An 18,547-nucleotide genomic window follows, 5' to 3' on the forward strand; every position below is an offset into this window, starting at 1 on the left:
GACGCAGCGAGCAGCGAAACAGGGACGGCATGATCAGCCTTTTTGAGTTGTTCAAGATCGGTATCGGCCCATCGTCCTCCCATACGGTCGGGCCGATGCGCGCGGCGCATGACTTCGCGGTCGCGCTGCGCGCCTGTCCCGATGTGGCGCGGATAGAGGTCACCCTGCTGGGATCACTGGCCTGGACCGGCGTGGGACATGCGACGGACAAGGCCGTCATTCTGGGGTTGATGGGGTATCTGCCCGATACCGTCGATCCAGACATGGCCGATGAACTGGTCGCCCATGTCAGGGCGGCCCACAGGTTGTCGCTGCCGGATCGGACGCTGTCCTTCGATCCGGCCGGTGACATCGTATTCGACCGTGTGACGGTGCCACCCGTCCATCCCAATACGGTGCAGTTCATCGCCTATGATGCGGTCGGCGAACAGGTTGCGTGCCAGCGGATCTGTTCGATCGGTGGTGGCTTTATCGTGGCCGAGGCCCATGCCCATGATGCGGTGATGGCCACGGCGGATGTGCCGTTCGAGATTACATCGGCCCGCGACCTGCTGGAGATCACGCGCCGTACCGGCCTGACGATTGCCGAAATCGTGCTAGCCAATGAACGCGCCCTGCGCCCGGAACATGAAATCACCGCCGGGATTGACCGGATCATTGCAACCATGATGGGTTGCGTTGACCGGGGCATGCACCAGCAGGGGGTCCTGCCGGGGCGTCTGGCGGTGCGACGGCGGGCGGCGGCCATTTATGACCGGCTGAAAGGGGACCGTTTCCGCAATGTGCGCGCGGCGCACGAGGTCATGGACTGGGTCAGCCTTTACGCCATTGCCGTGAATGAGGAAAACGCGGCCGGGGGCCGTATCGTAACCGCGCCCACGAACGGGGCGGCGGGCGTGGTGCCCGCCGTGCTGCGGTATTACCGTGACTTCTGCCCCGGCGCCACGCCGGAGCGGGAATATGACTTCCTGCTGACCGCAACGGCGGTGGGCGGCCTGTTCAAACGCAACGCCTCCATTTCCGGCGCGGAAGTTGGTTGCCAGGGGGAAGTCGGGGTTGCGTGTTCCATGGCGGCGGCGGGCCTTGCGGCGGCTCTGGGTGGCAATGTCCAGCAGATCGAGAACGCCGCCGAAATCGGCATGGAACATCATCTGGGCATGACATGCGACCCGGTTGGCGGCCTGGTGCAGATTCCCTGTATCGAACGCAACGCCTTTGGCGCGGTCAAGGCGATCAATGCGGCGTCGCTTGCCATGCGGGGGGACGGCACGCATTTCGTGTCGCTCGATCAGGTGATCGTCACCATGCGCGAGACGGGTGCGGATATGAGCAGCCGCTACAAGGAAACCTCGCAGGGGGGGCTGGCTGTCGGATTTCCTGAATGTTAGCGCCGTATACAAGAAAGTCGTTCTGATATAATAATATGTCGCATATACGCATAAGATGTTATTGTGTTGGAACGATACTGGTAATCGCATAACGCGTATTTCTAAGGAAAGGTCCACCGTGCGATGGCCAAGGATAGCGTGGTTTCAGTCAGCGAACTGATCGCCCGGCGCAAGCCGGGGTTTTCGCTGGAAGCGCCGTTTTATACCAGTCCCGAAATCTTTCGGATGGATATGGAGGCGATTTTCGGCCGTCACTGGATCTATGTCGGTGTTGAACCCGACGTAGCCGAGGAAGGTGACGCGATGGTGGTCAATATCGGCAATTCCTCCGTCATCATCGTGCGTGATGATGAAGGTGCCGTCAGGGCCTACCACAATGTCTGCCGCCATCGCGGCGCGCGCATGATCCCTGAAGGCAAGACAATCATCGGCAATATTGTCTGCCCCTACCATTCATGGACCTACGGGCTGGACGGCGGCCTGAAATTCGCGGAACACATGACCCCCGATTTCGACCGCGGCTGCCACGGGCTGAAGCCGGTCCACCTGCGTTCGGTGGGGGGGCTGCTGTTCATCTGTCTGGCCGAAGATGCGCCCGACGATATCGACGCGATGGCCGAAATCATGGAACCGTATCTGGCCCCCCATGACATCCGCAACACCCGCGTTGCCCATCAGGCTGACCTGATTGAAAACGGCAACTGGAAGCTGGTGATGGAAAACAACCGCGAGTGCTATCACTGCGGCCCGAACCATCCCGAACTGACCATCCCGCTGTTTGCCTATGGTTTCGGTTTCGCGCCGGAATCCCTTGATGAGGAAGGGCGCAGGGAAGCCGAACGCTATAACCAGCTTAGTGAATCGTCGCGCGCGAAATGGGAAGCTGCGGGCCTGCCATCGCGTGAGGTCGAGCATCTGAGCGACCGGGTCACCGGCTTTCGTACCGAACGCCTGCCGATCGACCGCGCGGGCGAAAGCCAGACGATGGACACCCGCGCCGCATGTCGCATCCCGCTGGGGACGATAGGCGACATGGCGGCTGGTGGCCTGTCGTTCTGGACACAGCCCAATTCCTGGCATCACTTCATGGGCGATCATATCGTCACCTTCTCCGCCATTCCCATTGACGAGGGCCATACGCTGGTCCGTACGCGCTGGCTGGTGAACAAGGATGCGGTGGAAGGCGTCGATTACGACCTGACCCGCCTGACCGAAGTGTGGAACGCCACCAACCAGCAGGACGCCGACCTTGTCGCCATCGGCCAGCAGGGGGCTATGGACCCGGCCTATGAACCCGGTCCCTATTCGCCCCATACAGAAGGTCTGGTTGAGAAATTCGTGAGCTGGTACATCGACCGCCTCTCCCATAACGTGAAATGAACGGAGGCCGCGCATCCATGTCGGCTATTGTGACACATCCACCAGCCCAGGGGGTCCCGTTCTGGGATCCTGAACGTGATGAGGTTCTGGTCTGCCGTCAGGTACGCGATGAAACGCACGATGTCCGTACATTCGTGTTTACCGCTCCGCAGGCACGGCTGTTTTCCTACGCACCCGGACAGTTCATGACGCTTACGGTCATGATCGACGGGCAGGAAATCAACCGCTGCTACACGATTTCCTCCAGCCCCACGCGGCCCAACACGCTGGAAATCACCATCAAGCGCGTGCCCGGTGGCGTGGTGTCGAACTGGTTGCATGACAACCTGCGTCCGGGCATGGAAGTGCGCGCCCTTGGCCCGATGGGTGATTTCACCTGTGCGGGGTCCAAGGCGCGGAAAATGCTGTTCCTGTCCGGTGGCAGCGGCATTACGCCCATGATGTCCATGTCGCGTGCGTTAAGCGACATGGCGGCTGATGTGGATATCATGTTTGTCCATGCGGCCCGTAGCCCGCGCGACCGCATCTTCCGCCACGAACTGGCGGCACTGGAACAGGCGAACGCGCATCTGCGCACGGTGACGCTGTGCGAACATGATACGCCTGCTGACCGCTGGGATGGCTATCGTGGCAGGCTGTCGGCCAGCGCGCTGGAACTTGCCGTGCCCGACTGGCGTGAGCGTGAGGTATTCGTATGCGGTCCCGCGCCCTTTATGGATGCGGTCCGGAACATGCTGGGGCAGGGCGGTTTCGACATGACCCGCCACCATGAGGAAAGCTTCGATTTCGGTACGCTGGTTGCCGACGAACCCGAAATCATCGAAGCTATCGAGGAACTGGAAGCGGCCCAGTTCAGCATTTCATTCACCAAAAGCCAGCGCGATATCCAGTGCGGCGCGGATACGCCGGTACTGTCCGCCGCGCGGGCGGCGGGCATGCGTCTGCCCGCATCGTGCGCCAAGGGCATGTGCGGGACGTGTAAATGCCGTCTGGTATCCGGCACGGTGGAAATGAAGCACGATGGCGGCATTCGCCAGCGTGAGATCGACCGCGGCATGATCCTGCTGTGCTGCGCGAAACCGACCAGCGATCTGGTTATCGAACGCTGATCATGAATCGTAAGCTGGATCTCGCCGGGCTGAGCCGTTTTGGTTTCCTGACACTCAACAGCTATTCGATGATCGCGGTCAGCAATGCGATCGAAGTCCTGCGCATGGCCAACCGCGTAACGCAGCAGGATGTCTATGAATGGGACATCCTGACCCAGAGCGGGGAGGCCGCGACCGCCAGCAACGGCCTCATGCTGCATCCCACCGTCGCGCCCGAGCGTACGCGGCCATACGATGTCATATTCGTGTGCGGCGGCATCAATGTCCGTGCGGCCAGTTCGGCATCGCTGCGTAACTTCCTGCGTGTGCAGGCCCGGGCGCATGTGGTGCTGGGGGCGTTGTGCACGGGCACCTTCACACTGGCGGAAGCGGGGCTGCTGCGCGGTTACAAATGCGCCATCCATTGGGAAAACCTGTCCGCGATCCGGGAGGAATTTCCGGAAATCGACATTACGGACGAAATGTTCGTAATCGACCGTGACCGTTTGACCTGCGCGGGCGGTTCCGTGCCGCTGGACATGATGCTGCGCATTGTTGAAGCCCGTTTCGGGCGCGAGCGGATGCAGGCGGTTGCCGCGCAGTTCATCCTTGATCGCAGCCGCACGGGAAACGAGGCCCAGCCCGTCTCCACGCTGGCGGATGCGCCGCCCGCCCTCATGCGGGCGATGCGCCTGATCGAACGCGATATTGACCGCCCCCTGCGGATCAGCGGCATCGCCGCCGATGTCGGGCTGTCCGTCCGCCAGCTTGAACGCCTTTTCCGTCGTCATGCCGACTGCACGCCTGCGGTGTATATCGTGGGTGTGCGCCTTGAGCGCGCGCGGCGGCTGCTACAGCAGACGGGCATGTCGATCACCAATGTCAGTCTGGCCTGCGGTTTCGTATCGCCAGCGCATTTCAGTACGGCCTATCGCAGCCGTTTCGGCTGCGCACCGCGTGATGAACGGCGGCTCCGTCCGTCCATGTCGCGCCTGAACGATTATCTTTCCCGACAACCAAGCAATGCTGGATTCCCTGAATGAACGCCAATGCAGAGGTGCTGTTCAAGCCACTACGCATCAAGGGTCTTGTAATTCGCAATCGCATCATGAGCACAAGCCACGCGCCGGGCTATGCCCGCGATGGCAGGCCGCAGGAGCGTTATCAGCTTTATCATGCCGAAAAGGCGAAGGGCGGCATTGGCCTGACCATGTTTGGCGGCTCGTCCTCGGTTGACTGCGACAGCCCGGCAACGCCGTGGAATCAGGTTGCGGTGGCGGATGACGGGATCATTCCGTATTTCCAGCAGTTTGCGGACCGTGTGCACCAGCATGGCGCGGCACTGATGATCCAGCTTACGCATATGGGCCGTCGCACGCGATGGGATACGGATGCGTGGCTGCCGGTCATCGCCCCATCCGTCGTGCGCGAACCCGCATCGCGCTCGGTGCCCAAGGATATGGAAGTGGAGGACATCCGCCGCGTTATCCGCTCCTTCGCCGATGCCGCGCGGCGGTGCCGGCAGGGGGGGCTGGACGGGTTCGAGATTTCGGGTGCGCATGGGCATCTGCTGGACCAGTTCTGGTCGCCCGGGGTCAACCGCCGTACGGACGCCTATGGCGGATCGCTGGAAAACCGCATGCGCTTTGGCATCGAAATCCTGACCGCCATGCGTGAAGCCGTGGGTGATGATTACATCATGGGCATGCGCATGAGCGGCGACGAACTGCTGAAGGACGGCGTGTCGCACGAAGATGCGATCGCCATCGCCACCGAATATGCCCGCCGTGGCCTGATCGATTTCGTCAATGTCCTTGGCGGTCAGGCGCGCGATGACATGTCGCATGCCGTCAGCCTGCCGAACATGGCCTTTCCCGTGGCGCCCTTCCTGCATCTGGCCAGCGGCATCAAGCGTGAGGTCGACATCCCGGTTTTCCACGCCCAGCGCATTACCGATGTCGCAACCGCCGCGCGTGCGGTGGCCGAAGGGCATATCGACATGGTGGCGATGACGCGCGCCCATATTGCCGACCCGCATCTGGTCAACAAGCTGGCGCAGGGGCGTGAGGAGGATATCCGCCAGTGCGTGGGGGCGGGGTACTGCATCGACCGCATTTACGTCGGCGGCGATGCCTTGTGCCTGCAGAATGCCGCCACGGGGCGCGAAGCGACCATGCCCCACGACATTCCCCGCGCGGACATCAGCCGCCGGGTGGTAATCGTGGGCGGCGGGGTGGCGGGGCTTGAGGCCGCGCGCGTCTGTGCGCTGCGCGGGCATCATGTCGTATTGTTCGAGCAGGAAGCCCAGACGGGCGGGCAGGTAACCATCGCCGCGCGGGCGGGCTGGCGCGAAGCGCTTTCTGGCATCGTGCGCTGGCTGGACGCGCAGGTGCGCAAGCTGGGGGTTGACCTGCGGCTGGGCACCCGCGCCACGCCCGAACTGATCGCGGCGGAAAAGCCGGACGTGGTGATCGTGGCCACCGGCGGCCATGCCTCGGTCGGGGACCGTCCGGGTTCCGATCTGGTGCATGATGCGCGCGCCGTGCTGGAAGGCACGGTGGAACCCACGGGCAGCGTGCTGCTGTATGATGACATGGGCCAGCATAACGCGGCATCCGTGGCGGAAGTTCTGGCCACGCGCGGCTGTCTGGTGGAAATGGCGACAGGCGACCGCCTGATCGCGCAGGAAGTGGGAACGACCAACCAGCCGGTGCATCTGCGTGAACTCTACCGCCTTGGCGTGGTGCTTTCGCCCAACATGGAACTGACGGAAGTTTACCGCGAGGATTCCCGTCTGGTCGCCGTGTTGCGCAACACCATGACGGATGTGGAGGAAGAGCGCGTCGTCGATCATGTGATTGTCGAATACGGCAACCTGCCGCGTGAGGATCTGTATTTCGCGCTCAAGGAAAATGCCGCAAATCACGGCCAGACCGACCTGCCCGCCCTGCTGGAAGGCAGGACCCAGCCCGTTTTTGCCGAAGGACAGGATGGTTACGCGCTGTTCCGTATCGGCGATGCGGTAGCCGGGCGCAATATCCATGCCGCCCTGTATGATGCGCTGCGCCTGTGCAAGGATCTGTAACACCCATGGCATGGCTTATGATCGGGCTGGTCTGGCTGCTGGCCATCGCGGTTGCGGTCGGGGCTGCGGGTTTCGTGCGCCTGTGGCGACGCGGCGCTCCTGCGCGGGTGGACTGGGTCGGTGGCCTGCTGGCGCTGCCCCGGCGGTATCTGGTGGATGTGCACCATGTGGTCGAACGTCGCCCCGGTGCCGGGCGCATGCATGTCCTTGCCGCCGGTGGCCTGCTGGGCAGCCTTGTGCTTGTGATGCTGGCCATGCTGCCACCGCTGGGATCAAGCCGGATTTACTGGGGGCTGGTTCTGGCATGTGCGCTGGCGGGCATGGCCGGGTCGGCGCTGGTGCGGGCGCGGCGGGTGCCGGTGCGGCCGTCTTTCCTGTCCGGCGGTCTGTTCAACTGGCTTGCCTCCGTCCTTGCTGCCATGACCGGGGCGATCGCCGTGCTTGCGGCCTGTCAGGTTGTCCTTGCCTACACGCCCGCGCGGCAGGGGGTAATGGCGTTCGCCACCATGCTGCTGGCGGTGGGTGGTTTCGGCCTGCTGGGCCTGTTCCTGTATGGCCCGATGCGCCATGCCTTCGCGGGTTCCACATGGCTGGTGGCCCATTCCCGTCCCGGCCGGTTCGGTGGCGGGCGCGATACCGCGCTGCAACCGCTTGATCTGACCCAGCCGGTGCTGGGGGCGGTGACGCCGGGCGATTTTGCCTGGAATATGCTGTCCAGCTTTGATGCCTGCATCCAGTGCGGGCGGTGCGAGCAGGCCTGTCCCGCCTTCGCCGCCGGGCAGAGGCTGAACCCCAAGGCGCTGATACAGGGCATGGTCAGCGCCATGCGTGACGATGGCGGCGCGTCCTATACCGGCAGTCCGGCCCCCAACGCCCCACCCGTGGCAGGGAATGGCGGCATGGACCATCCGGTTGTCGGAACGGACGCCATGATCCACCCTGACACGTTATGGGCATGCACGACCTGCCGTGCCTGTGTCGAGGAATGCCCGATGATGATCGAACATGTCGATACGGTCATCGCCCTGCGGCGCGGGCAGACCCTTATGCATGGCGATGTCCGCCCCGGCGCGGCACAGGTGTTGCGGCGCATGCGCGACAGCGCCGAACCGGGCGGTCGCCCCCTGTCCGAACGTGCGGACATGCTGGCGATGGATATTCCCGTCCTGAAGGAAGGGGAAGAAACCGACATCCTGCTCTGGCTGGGGGAAGGGGCGTATGACCGGCGGTATGCCCGCACCCTGCAGGCACTGGTCCGGTTGATGCAGCAGGCGGGCCTGCGCTTTGCGATACTGGGTGAAGCCGAGAGTGATTGCGGCGATCTGGCCCGCAGGCTGGGCGATGAAGCGACATTCCAGATGCTGACGGCGGATGTCATCACGACGCTGGGGCGGCGTAAATTCAGCACCATCGTCACTGCCGATCCGCATTGCTATAATATGCTGCGTAACGAATATCCGGCGCTTGGGGGCATATGGCGCGTCCGGCATCATACGGCCCTGCTGGATGATCTGGTCACACAGGGCAGGCTGGTGCTGGCGGCGCGCGACCTGCCGCCGGTCGCATGGCATGATCCATGTTATCTGGCGCGCTACAATGGGGAAACACAGGCCCCGCGCCGCCTGCTGCAGGCCGCCTGCACCCGGACCGTGGAAATGGAACGCCATGGCATGCAGGCCATGTGCTGCGGTGGTGGTGGGGGTAATCCGGTCAGCGATGTTGACGCGCAGGTGCGTATACCCGACCTGCGCATGGGGCAGGCGCGTGATGCGGGGGCGCGTATCGTTGCCGTTGGCTGTCCCGGCTGCACCGCCATGCTGGAAGGTGTGACGGGCGACCGACCGGACGTGCGCGATATAGCCGAACTGGTTCTTGACGCCGTGGTGCGGGCATGACCCGGCTGCGGCCTGATCCCCGGGCACTGCGCCTGCGCCGGATGACGGCGGGGCAGGCCGGGCGTGTGCGCCTTGTCCCGGCAGCACTTGCAGACAGGGCAGGGCAGGTCTCGCCGTCCGGTCGCCTGCGTCGGGACCCGCGCGCGGAACGTCAGCGCCTGCTGGTGCCCGGTCTGGCCCGTGCGCGCCTTGTTCGTGACGGGCGGGCAGGCACGGGTGGCAGCGCCACCCCCGTTCAGGAAGCACGCAGTCAGGTCATCCGCATTGATGACCCGCAATGTCTGGTCATGGTGGTGCCTGACCTGCCTGATGGCCGCCCTGGGCGTCTTGACCGGCAGGTGATGGGCGCGGCCCGCCTGTTGGCCGATGCATGGAAGGGGGCTGTTGTCCTGTGCTGTCCTGCCAGTCTGGACAGTGCAGCCTATACTGATTTTGCTCAGGCAGGCGCGGACCGGGTGCTGCCGTTGCCGCTGGACCCCACCGACCCCGAACGCAGTGTCGCGGCAATCGGTGACGCAGTGGCCCGGTTTATGCCCCGGACGGTGCTGTTTGGCGAAAGCACCAATGGCGGCGACATGGCCCGGCGCGTGGCGGTTGCGACCGGACGCAGTTTCATGGGTGATGTGGAGGTTCTCAATCCCCGCAACGCCATCCGTCCCGCCATGGCCCGCCGGTCGGAACAGGTTGCATCCACCCTGCCGGGCATCATGGCCCTGTCGCCCGATCGGGTGGCGCCCTATGGCGGGAATGCGCACGAAGCCCGCGTGACGGGGATGGATGGTGATGACCGTCAGTCCCCGGTCCATGGCGGGGGGCGCATACGTGTCGCCCCGCCCCAGCCGGGCGATCCGGCGACGATGGCGCTGGCGGAAGCGCCCTTTGTTGTCTCCGCCGGGAATGGCGTAACGGATTTCGACATATTCCGGCAGATGGTGAGCGCGCTGCATGCTTCCCCCGGTGGCAGTCGCATGGTCTGTGATGCAGGGCTCCTGCCACGGGAGATGCAGGTGGGCGCATCGGGTACGGTGCTGGATGCCATATGCTATGTCGCCATGGGCATATCCGGCGCGCCGCAGCACCTGCAGGGGCTGGGACGGGTCGAGCATGTCGTGGCGGTGAATACGGACCTGCACGCGGCCATGGTTGAGCGCGCGGGGCTGGCGATCATCGCGGATGCCCAGCTTGTCATGCCAGCCCTGCTGGACGTGTTGCGCAACGGGACGGAAGAATAGGATGCGCACGATCATACTGCTGTCAGCCGGATACGATACGGTATCAGGCAGGCCCGCACCCGTTGCGGGGGAAATCGGCGCGATTGGCATGGCGCTGGCGTTAGGTGGCGAAGTACTGGGCGTGCATGTCGGTCCTGCTGGCCCCACGATGCGTGAATATGCAGGCTACGGGCTGGAACGCATTGTCGCCCTTGGGGCGGGGCAGGCGGGAGTGGTGGAAGCCCTTGCGGCCTATATCCGTTCCGGCGCGCCGGTCGATCTTGTGCTGACCGGGCGACGGGGTTCGGGCGGCGAGGATAGCGGGCTGTTTCCCTACGCGCTGGCGCATGCGCTGGACTGGCCCATCATGCGCGATATCGTTGCCATTCAGGCGACACAGGGCGTGGTCGAGGTTGAACAGGCCCTGCCACGCGGGGTGCGGCGCAGGGCGCATGTAAAAGGTCCGTGCGTGTTGGGCGTGCATGAAATGGCGCCCTTCACCCCTGCATTTTCCTTCGCCGCCATGCGGCGGGGCGAGGTGCTGACATATGGCGAGACAGCCGACAGCCCCCCTGCCGACATGGCAGGGGCAGACATGCAGATCCGGCCCTACCGCGCCCGGCCACGCCTGATACAGGCTCAGGCATCGGGCACGGGGGGACAGGTCATGATTGATCCCACGCCGCGGGCAGCGGCGCAGGCGATCAGGGACCATCTGGTCATGCTGGGTGTCCTGCAAACCGATAGGTAGGCAGGTCGTGGCATGAATTTTTCATAAAAGACCGGGAGTTTAAGGTTATGGATGTAAGGGCAGCCGTTGCATTTGAAGCGGGCAAACCGCTGGAAATCGAGACCGTACAGCTTGAAGGCCCGCGCGAGGGCGAGGTTCTGGTGGAAATCAAGGCCACCGGGCTGTGCCACACGGACAAGTTCACCCTGTCCGGCGCGGACCCCGAAGGGCTGTTCCCGGCCATTCTGGGCCATGAGGGCGCAGGCGTGGTGGTGGAAGTTGGCGCGGGCGTGAAGCACCTGCGGCCCGGCGATCATGTCATCCCGCTCTACACCCCGGAATGCCGGGAGTGTAAGTCGTGCCTGTCGCGCAAGACCAACCTGTGCACGGCCATCCGCAGCACGCAGGGCAAGGGCCTGATGCCCGATGGCACGTCGCGCTTTTCGTTCAGGGGGCAGCCGATCCATCACTACATGGGCTGCTCGACCTTTGCGAACTACACGGTCCTGCCTGAAATCGCGCTTGCGAAAATCCGTCCCGACGCGCCGTTCGACAAGGTCTGCTACATCGGCTGCGGCGTCACCACGGGTATTGGCGCGGTGCTGTTCACGGCCAAGGTGGAAGCCGGTGCGTCCGTTGTGGTGTTCGGGCTGGGCGGTATCGGCCTCAACGTGATCCAGGGTGCGAAGATGGTCGGGGCTGACAGGATCATCGGCGTGGACATCAACCCCGCACGCGAAGCGATGGCGCGCAAGTTCGGCATGACCGATTTCGTCAACCCCAACGATCTGGGACCGGATGGCGATATCGTGGGCCATCTGGTGGAACTGACCGGTGGTGGGGCGGACTACTCGTTCGAATGCGTGGGTAATCCCACCCTCATGCGGCAGGCGCTGGAATGCGCGCATCGGGGCTGGGGCGTGTCCACCATCATCGGTGTTGCGGGTGCGGGACAGGAGATCAGCACGCGCCCGTTCCAGCTTGTGACCGGACGGCGGTGGATCGGCTCGGCCTTCGGTGGCGCGCGCGGGCGTACGGACGTGCCCAGGATCGTTGACTGGTATATGGAAAACCGCATCAACATCGACGACCTGATTACCCACACCCTGCCGCTGGAGCGCATCAACGAAGGCTTCGACATGATGGCCCGTGGCGAGAGCATCCGTACCGTCGTGGAGTTCTGAGCCGTGACGGATACCGGCCAACGGCTGCTTGACCTGCTGGCCGAACTCGACATCCAGCCCGAAATCCTGTCCCATCCGCCGGTGCGCACCGTTGAGGACGCGGAGGCCTACTGGGGGGATATACGCGGCCAGCACACCAAGAACCTGTTCCTGAAGGATGCAAAGGGGGCGATGTTCCTGCTGACGGTCCCGGCGGACAGGAAGGTCGATCTCAAGAAGCTGCCGCAACTGCTGGACTGCAAGCGGCTGTCCTTTGGCAGTGCGGAGCGGATGATGGAAAGACTGCAGACCATACCGGGGTCACTCGGCCCGCTCAGCATGATTGCGGATACGGATCATCAGGTGCGTTTCGCCATTGATGCCGCACTTCTGCAGGGTGATTACATCACCATGCACCCGATGGATAATACGCAGACATTTTCCATCAGTCCTGATGACCTGCGTAAATTTCTCCACGCCCTCGGGGTGGAACCACTGGTCGTCACCTTTACCGATGCGGAGACGGTCTGACCGTCTCCCCCGTAACATGGCGCAGGCTGTCCATATGGATGGTCCGGAAAGGGGGACAGGACCATCCTGTCCCCCTGTGTGCATCTGGCGCGGATGCGCATGGCCACAGCCGGACAGATTATATTCAATGCCGTAATGAAATAAATTTCTGTCGCATAAGGAAAAGTCTGGGGCGATACTGTCTCATACTCTCATGAATACGCCATCGGGATAATCGGTCGGTCATTGCCGTGCGGCCAGGCTGTGCAGGGGTAAGCATGATGCGTTTTCAGTCCGATAGTGCCAGGCCAACCCCACGTCTGCGGGTCGGCATCATACTGGCCGAAAATTTCACGCTTTCCGCTTTTTCGCTGTTTGTCGATTACCTGCGTCTTGCAGGGGACAAGGACGATAACAGCCGTCCCATCCTGTGTAACTGGACGATCATGAACAGTCGCCCCGATCCGGTGCGTTCAAGCTGCGACATCCCGATCAGCCGCCATAGCGAGTTCCGCGATCCTTCCGAATTCGACTGTATCGCGGTTGTCGGCGGCCTGCTGCATGGCAGGCGGCAGGTGGATGACAGCACGCTGCAGTACCTGCGCCGCGCCGCCAGCGCGGGTGTCACGCTGATCGGGCTATGCACCGGCGTCTTTGTCCTGTGCCGTGCGCGGGTGATGGAAGGCCGTGCGTGCTGCCTGAGCTGGTATCACCGGCAGGACTTCATGGAGGAGTTTCCCGAACATGAAGTCGTCAGTGACCGGATGTACCTGGTCGAAGGCGATCGCATTACCTGTTCGGGCGGCGGCGGGACCGCGGACATGGTGCTGTACCTGATCGAACAGTATCTGGGCCGTCAGGTCGCCAAGAAGGCAAGTCATATCCTGCTTCTGGACCGTCCGACGCGAAGCAATGCGCCATTACTGCAACCCTATCCCCCCATTATTGATGAAATAAATCATATTACTGATTCCCGTATCCGTCGCGCGGTGCTGGAAATGGAACAGAATATGAATGAACCGGTTTCGATCAGTCGGCTGGCATCCTATCTGGGCATATCCTCGCGCCAGCTTGAACGCCTGTTCCAGACGACGCTGGGCATGAAACCGACGGATTTTTACCGCCTGATCCGCCTGCGTTACGCGCGCTCCCTGCTGCAGCAGGGGGAACTGTCGGTCACGGAAATCGCGGTCGAGACAGGGTTTTCAGACTGCGCGCATTTTTCCCGGCATTTCAAATCCATGTTCGGCCAGAGCCCGAGCGAGGTCAGGGGCGCGAAACGTCTGGTGCCCGACGGTGGCATATCCTTCATGCCCGAACGTTCGCTGACGGAACGTGTCGGCGTGCGTCTGTTTGAGGAGTTGTAACGGGTGTCTCCATCACAGGAAACGACTGCGTGGGTCCTGATTGTCACCTGCGACAGTGTTCCCGGCATTGTTGCTGCGTTTTCCCGCACGCTGTTTGAAACCGGCGGCAATATCATTGAAATGAATCAGTACAATGACGTTGCCAATGGCCAGTTTTTCATGCGCATCTATTTCACCCATCCCGGTGGGATGCCCGATGATGGACTGCATGATGAACTGGCGGTGGTTGCAGGTCGTTTCGGGGCCATGTGGTCGCTGCGCAATACGGCGGTACGGCAGAAAGTGCTGATCATGGTCTCCCGCTTCGATCACTGTCTGGCGGACCTGCTTTACCGCTGGCGTATTGGCGAACTGCATATGGACCCCGTCGCCATCGTATCGAACCACCCGGTCGAGGCCTGCGGGCAGGTGGATATGGGCACCATCCCCTTCCATCACCTGCCAATTACGCCACAGACCAAGGCCATGCAGGAAGACCGCCTGCGCGAACTGATCGGGCAGACCGGCGCGGAACTGGTCGTTCTTGCACGGTATATGCAGATACTGTCTGATGAGCTTTCGCGTGAACTTGCGGGGCGCTGCATCAATATCCATCATTCCTTCCTGCCTGGCTTCAAGGGCGCGCGGCCCTATCATCAAGCGCATCGGCGGGGGGTAAAGCTGATTGGCGCGACCGCTCATTACGTTACGGCCGATCTGGATGAAGGGCCGATCATCGAACAGTCCGTGGAACGCATCAGCCATTCGGATACGGCGGAAGACCTGATCCGCAAGGGGCGTGATATCGAAAGCCGCGCCCTGTCGCGTGCCGTACATTACCATCTGGACGGGCGGGTCATCATGCACGGCATGCGCACGGTGGTATTTGGCGATTAGGGGCGCGGATCAAACACGTTTCCTTGTCAAAACATTTGTCCTGACATACAGATTGACCGCCGCAGGCGCATCCGTGCGGCAGATCAGCGGGGACAGGGCATGACCGGATCGCAGGCCGCCGAAATGAAAGCCGGACGCACGCTGGCAGGACGCATGCTGGTGCAGGGCAGGGCGCAGGCCCCGCTGCTTTATGCCGATGTGGGGCTGAGTTTCTGGGGCGCGGTCGATCCCTTCACGGGGATGGTGGTTGACAGTCACCACCCGTTAAGGGGGGCCTGTCTTGCGGGCAAAATACTGGCCATCCCCAAGGGGCGGGGGTCATGCACCGGCAGCAGCGTCATGCTGGAACTGATACTGAACGGACATGCGCCAGCGGGCCTGATACTGGCGGAACCTGACGAAATTCTGGTGTTGGGTGTGGTTGTGGCCAATTTCATGTTTGGCCGCTCCCTGCCTGTGATCAGCGTCGGTCACGATGCCTTCACCACCCTTGAACATGCGCGGTCCGCCTGTATGGCGGATGGTTGCGTCATGGTGGGTGAAAATGTCCATATTGCCGATCCGAAACCAGCACAACGGCAGGCCGGGCATACGGTTTCCTTAAGCGCATATGACCGTCGCGTGCTGGATGGTGCGCATGGGAAAGCCGCGCAGGCCGCCATGAATATCGTGCTGGAAATGGCAGCGCTACAGAATGCGGACAGGCTGATTGACATCGGGCAGGCGCATATAGATGGCTGTATCTACACCGGCCCCGCAAGCCTGCGTTTTGCACGGCAGTTTGTGGAATGGGGTGCGAAGGTCCGGGTCCCCACCACGCTCAATTCCATTTCCGTCGATCAGCGGCGCTGGCGTGCGCAGGGCGTCGATCCATCATTGGGCGACCCGGCGGCAGCACTGGGTAATGCGTATGTGGAAATGGGTGCGCAGCCCAGCTTTACCTGTGCGCCCTACCTGCTGGATGGCGCGCCGGTGCGTGGTGAACAGATTGTATGGGCGGAATCCAATGCGGTCGCGTTCGCCAATAGTGTGCTGGGCGCGCGCACGCTGAAATATCCGGATTATCTGGACCTGTGCGTTGCACTGACGGGGCGCACGCCTTTTGTCGGTACGCATTGCGATAGCGGACGGCACAGGACCGTACATATTGCGGTGCAGCCGCCCGATAATGCCGATGAATCCTTCTTCCCGCTGCTGGGCTATCATATTGGCCTGTTGAGCAGCACCGAAATCCCGGTGGTAAGCGGGTTGCAGGACATGGCGCCGGATCGGGACGCGCTCAAGGCCTTCAGCGCGGCGTTCGCCACGACTTCCGCCGCGCCGATGTTTCATATCGTTGGTGTTACACCCGAAGCCCCCACAGCGCAGGCCGCCCTTGGCCATAAACCGGCGCGGCGTGAATATGGGGTGCGGCCGGGCGATCTGGTCCGGTCGTGGCAGGAACTCGATAGCGCCGCGGAAACGGCCATACAGCTTGTATCGCTTGGTAATCCGCATCTCTCCCTTGAGGAGTGCGGGCATCTGGCTGCCCTGTGCAACGGCAGGGTCAGGCATGGCGGGACCGAATTCATTCTGACCATGGGACGCGAGATCCATGACCGGGCCAGCGCGGCCGGTTATATCAAGGTACTGGAAGCATTCGGCGCGCAGATCATAACCGATACATGCTGGTGCATGATCGGGGAGCCGGTCATTCCCCGCAACGCCCGGACATTGATGACCAATTCCGGTAAATATGCCCATTACGCGCCGGGTCTGGTCGGCAGGCAGGTGCGTTTCGGCAGTCTGGCCGCCTGTGTTGATGCGGCAGAGACCGGAACAGCCCTGAAGAAACTGCCCGTATGGCTGATGCCGCCCGGATGATACATGGCGTAAAGATACTGATATGGTGACGTTTTCGTCTTTTTGCTTTTGGGCGTCGTCAAAAGAAAGTTTTTTGTGAAGCTTTTTTCAAAAAGCTTCGGAATCTGTCACACCAGAATTTTCCGCCGACATCTGGCGTCTCCATGCGTTTATCCCATCAGGCGGGCAGGGCGTGCGCCCGGCTGGCCGGGTTGCGCGGCGGCCCCTTTTTGTACGATGCTGCCTGCCTGAACGGATATGGGAAAACGAGATGCGCATTGATCTGACAGGTCGCAAGGCCATTGTAACAGGTTCGACAGGCGGTATCGGACTGGCCATTGCAAAGGGGCTTGCCGCCAGCGGGGCACAGGTCGTGGTGAATGGGCGGCGGCCCGAAGCGGTTGAACGGGCCGTGGCTGCGCTGTCCGGCCTTGGTTCTGGCGGTGCGGTCGGCTTTACGGAAGATCTGGGCACGGCTGCCGGGTGTGCGGCGCTGGTCAAGGCCCATCCGGATTGCGATATCCTGATCAACAATCTGGGGATATTCGAGCCCAAGGATTTTTTCGACACCCCCGATGAGGACTGGAGCCGGTTTTTCGAGGTCAACGTCATGTCCGGGGTACGGCTCTCGCGTGCCTACCTGCCGGGCATGAAGGCGCGGGGCTGGGGGCGTGTCGTGTTCATATCGTCGGAATCCGCGTTCAATATCCCGGTGGAGATGATCCATTACGGCTTCAGCAAGACAGCACAGGTTTCCGTCGCGCGCGGTCTGGCCGAACGGATGGCCGGAACCGGGGTTACGGTGAATTCCGTGTTGCCGGGGCCGACCCTGTCCGAAGGACTGGCGGAGATGCTCAGGCCCGAGCAGGAAAAAACCGGCAAACCGCTGGAAGAAGTGGCAGCGGAATTCGTCATGGCGCATCGGCCCAGTTCGATCATCCGCCGTGCCGCCACGGTGGAGGAGGTGGCGAATATGGTGGTCTATCTTTCATCCCCACAGGCATCGGCCACGACCGGGGCATCCGTGCGCGTGGATGGGGGCGTGCTGAGCACGATCTGAACGGCGTGAAACGGGCCGGGACGGCAGGGAATGGTACACAGCCGTGCATCCGTTCCCCGGCTGCGTTAGGCCCTGCCAGACCGGTATGGCAGGAAGGGGAACGACAATGAAAACGGCACTGGTCATCCTTAACCGCCCGCAGGATGTGACCGGCCTTCTGGCTGCCGGGCTGTCGGTTCTTCGTGCTGTTGGGGGCATGACGATGAGTGTTCTGGCCGCGCGTGAACCGCCCGAGGACACCATCGTACCGACCGAGGAAATGCTGACCGACACGGATCGCGTCCGTATCCGTGCGCAGCAGCGTGAATGGGCCGACGGGCTGCATGACCGCTATCACGACTGGCTGGCAAAGTGCCGCGCGGATGGTACGCTGGGGGAGATGGAAACCAACTGGCTCGATCCCGAAATATCGGTTGAGCGGATGATCCGTGCCTATGCCAGTGAGACCGACCTGATCGTAATCGGTTTTCCCCAGTCGCATGATAGTGACCAGAAACGCCGCGCCGTGCGGGCCGCGATATTTGATTCTGCCCGGCCCGTGCTGTTCATCCCGCCTGGCTGGGATGGCCCCGTGGGTCGTAATGTCCTGCTGGCATGGAAGGATACGGCCTCCTGCCGCAGGACATTCCTTTCAGTAAGGCCCATCCTTGATGCGGCGCGGGATGTGGAAATCGTGGGTGATGGCGCGGGGTCCGCCGTGGATAAACTGCTGCCGGGGCTACAGGTCACGCCTGTCATGGCGGATGATGGCGGGGCCCCGGTGGAACTCGCCGCAGCCCTCCTGCGGCTGTGTCGTGACAACGGGCGCGATATGCTGGTTATGGGGGGATACGCGCATGGCAGGCTTTATAACCACATTATTGGAAGCGTTACGCAGATCATGCTCGAAAGTCCCGAAATCCCGATTTTCCTGCAGCACTGATCGGGTCATGTGGAACCGTATTAAACAAGA

15 protein-coding genes are annotated in these 18,547 nt (G+C 62.4%); all 15 read left to right on the forward strand.

Going from position 1 to position 18,547, the window contains the following annotated elements:
* The first annotated feature begins 29 nt into the window (after positions 1–29).
* The 15 genes from KSAC_RS01480 (at position 30) to KSAC_RS01550 (ending at position 18,517) form a co-directional block, all read left to right on the forward strand.
* Complete coding sequence (locus tag KSAC_RS01480; protein WP_132303803.1) at positions 30–1,388, forward strand: L-serine ammonia-lyase; 1,359 nt, start codon at positions 30–32, stop codon at positions 1,386–1,388.
* Between the two features lie 123 nt (positions 1,389–1,511).
* A complete protein-coding gene (locus tag KSAC_RS01485; protein WP_132303805.1) occupies positions 1,512–2,768 on the forward strand; it encodes an aromatic ring-hydroxylating oxygenase subunit alpha in 1,257 nt (418 codons plus the stop codon).
* Positions 2,769–2,785: 17 nt separating this feature from the next.
* Positions 2,786–3,877, forward strand: coding sequence for a hybrid-cluster NAD(P)-dependent oxidoreductase (locus tag KSAC_RS01490; protein ID WP_132303807.1), 1,092 nt, complete (start codon positions 2,786–2,788; stop codon positions 3,875–3,877).
* 2 nt (positions 3,878–3,879) lie between these two features.
* Positions 3,880–4,899: a GlxA family transcriptional regulator gene (locus tag KSAC_RS01495; RefSeq protein WP_102324260.1), complete on the forward strand. Its 1,020-nt coding sequence runs from the start codon at positions 3,880–3,882 to the stop codon at positions 4,897–4,899.
* Positions 4,896–6,941, forward strand: a complete 2,046-nt coding sequence (locus KSAC_RS01500) for an oxidoreductase (protein WP_132303809.1) — start codon at positions 4,896–4,898, stop codon at positions 6,939–6,941. Before KSAC_RS01495 ends, KSAC_RS01500 begins: the two co-directional genes overlap by 4 nt.
* A gap of 5 nt (positions 6,942–6,946) precedes the next feature.
* Entirely contained in the window at positions 6,947–8,836 is a 1,890-nt protein-coding gene (locus KSAC_RS01505; protein WP_132303810.1) for a DUF3483 domain-containing protein, read from the forward strand.
* The gene (locus KSAC_RS01510) at positions 8,833–10,068 is read left to right on the forward strand and encodes an electron transfer flavoprotein subunit alpha/FixB family protein (RefSeq protein ID WP_132303812.1); all 1,236 of its coding nucleotides are present in this window, start codon (positions 8,833–8,835) and stop codon (positions 10,066–10,068) included. Before KSAC_RS01505 ends, KSAC_RS01510 begins: the two co-directional genes overlap by 4 nt.
* 1 nt (position 10,069) lies before the next feature.
* Positions 10,070–10,798 carry an electron transfer flavoprotein subunit beta gene (locus tag KSAC_RS01515; protein ID WP_165927267.1) on the forward strand — a complete coding sequence of 243 codons (729 nt, stop codon included), beginning with the start codon at positions 10,070–10,072 and terminating at the stop codon, positions 10,796–10,798.
* Positions 10,799–10,845: 47 nt separating this feature from the next.
* The gene (locus KSAC_RS01520) at positions 10,846–11,961 is read left to right on the forward strand and encodes an S-(hydroxymethyl)glutathione dehydrogenase/class III alcohol dehydrogenase (RefSeq protein ID WP_102323930.1); all 1,116 of its coding nucleotides are present in this window, start codon (positions 10,846–10,848) and stop codon (positions 11,959–11,961) included.
* A gap of 3 nt (positions 11,962–11,964) precedes the next feature.
* Positions 11,965–12,471, forward strand: coding sequence for a prolyl-tRNA synthetase associated domain-containing protein (locus KSAC_RS01525; RefSeq protein ID WP_132303816.1), 507 nt, complete (start codon positions 11,965–11,967; stop codon positions 12,469–12,471).
* Between the two features lie 257 nt (positions 12,472–12,728).
* The gene (locus KSAC_RS01530) at positions 12,729–13,817 is read left to right on the forward strand and encodes a GlxA family transcriptional regulator (RefSeq protein WP_102323928.1); all 1,089 of its coding nucleotides are present in this window, start codon (positions 12,729–12,731) and stop codon (positions 13,815–13,817) included.
* 3 nt (positions 13,818–13,820) lie between these two features.
* Positions 13,821–14,693, forward strand: a complete 873-nt coding sequence (gene purU / locus KSAC_RS01535) for a formyltetrahydrofolate deformylase (RefSeq protein WP_132303818.1) — start codon at positions 13,821–13,823, stop codon at positions 14,691–14,693.
* A 99-nt stretch (positions 14,694–14,792) separates the two neighbouring features.
* Positions 14,793–16,556 carry a cis-3-hydroxy-L-proline dehydratase gene (gene lhpI, locus KSAC_RS01540; RefSeq protein WP_243705255.1) on the forward strand — a complete coding sequence of 588 codons (1,764 nt, stop codon included), beginning with the start codon at positions 14,793–14,795 and terminating at the stop codon, positions 16,554–16,556.
* A 250-nt stretch (positions 16,557–16,806) separates the two neighbouring features.
* Positions 16,807–17,595, forward strand: a complete 789-nt coding sequence (locus KSAC_RS01545) for an SDR family NAD(P)-dependent oxidoreductase (RefSeq protein WP_102323926.1) — start codon at positions 16,807–16,809, stop codon at positions 17,593–17,595.
* Between the two features lie 106 nt (positions 17,596–17,701).
* Positions 17,702–18,517: an adenine nucleotide alpha hydrolase family protein gene (locus KSAC_RS01550; protein WP_132303820.1), complete on the forward strand. Its 816-nt coding sequence runs from the start codon at positions 17,702–17,704 to the stop codon at positions 18,515–18,517.
* Positions 18,518–18,547: the final 30 nt, after the last annotated feature.

This window comes from Komagataeibacter saccharivorans, from assembly GCF_004348195.1.
Lineage (GTDB): Bacteria > Pseudomonadota > Alphaproteobacteria > Acetobacterales > Acetobacteraceae > Komagataeibacter > Komagataeibacter saccharivorans.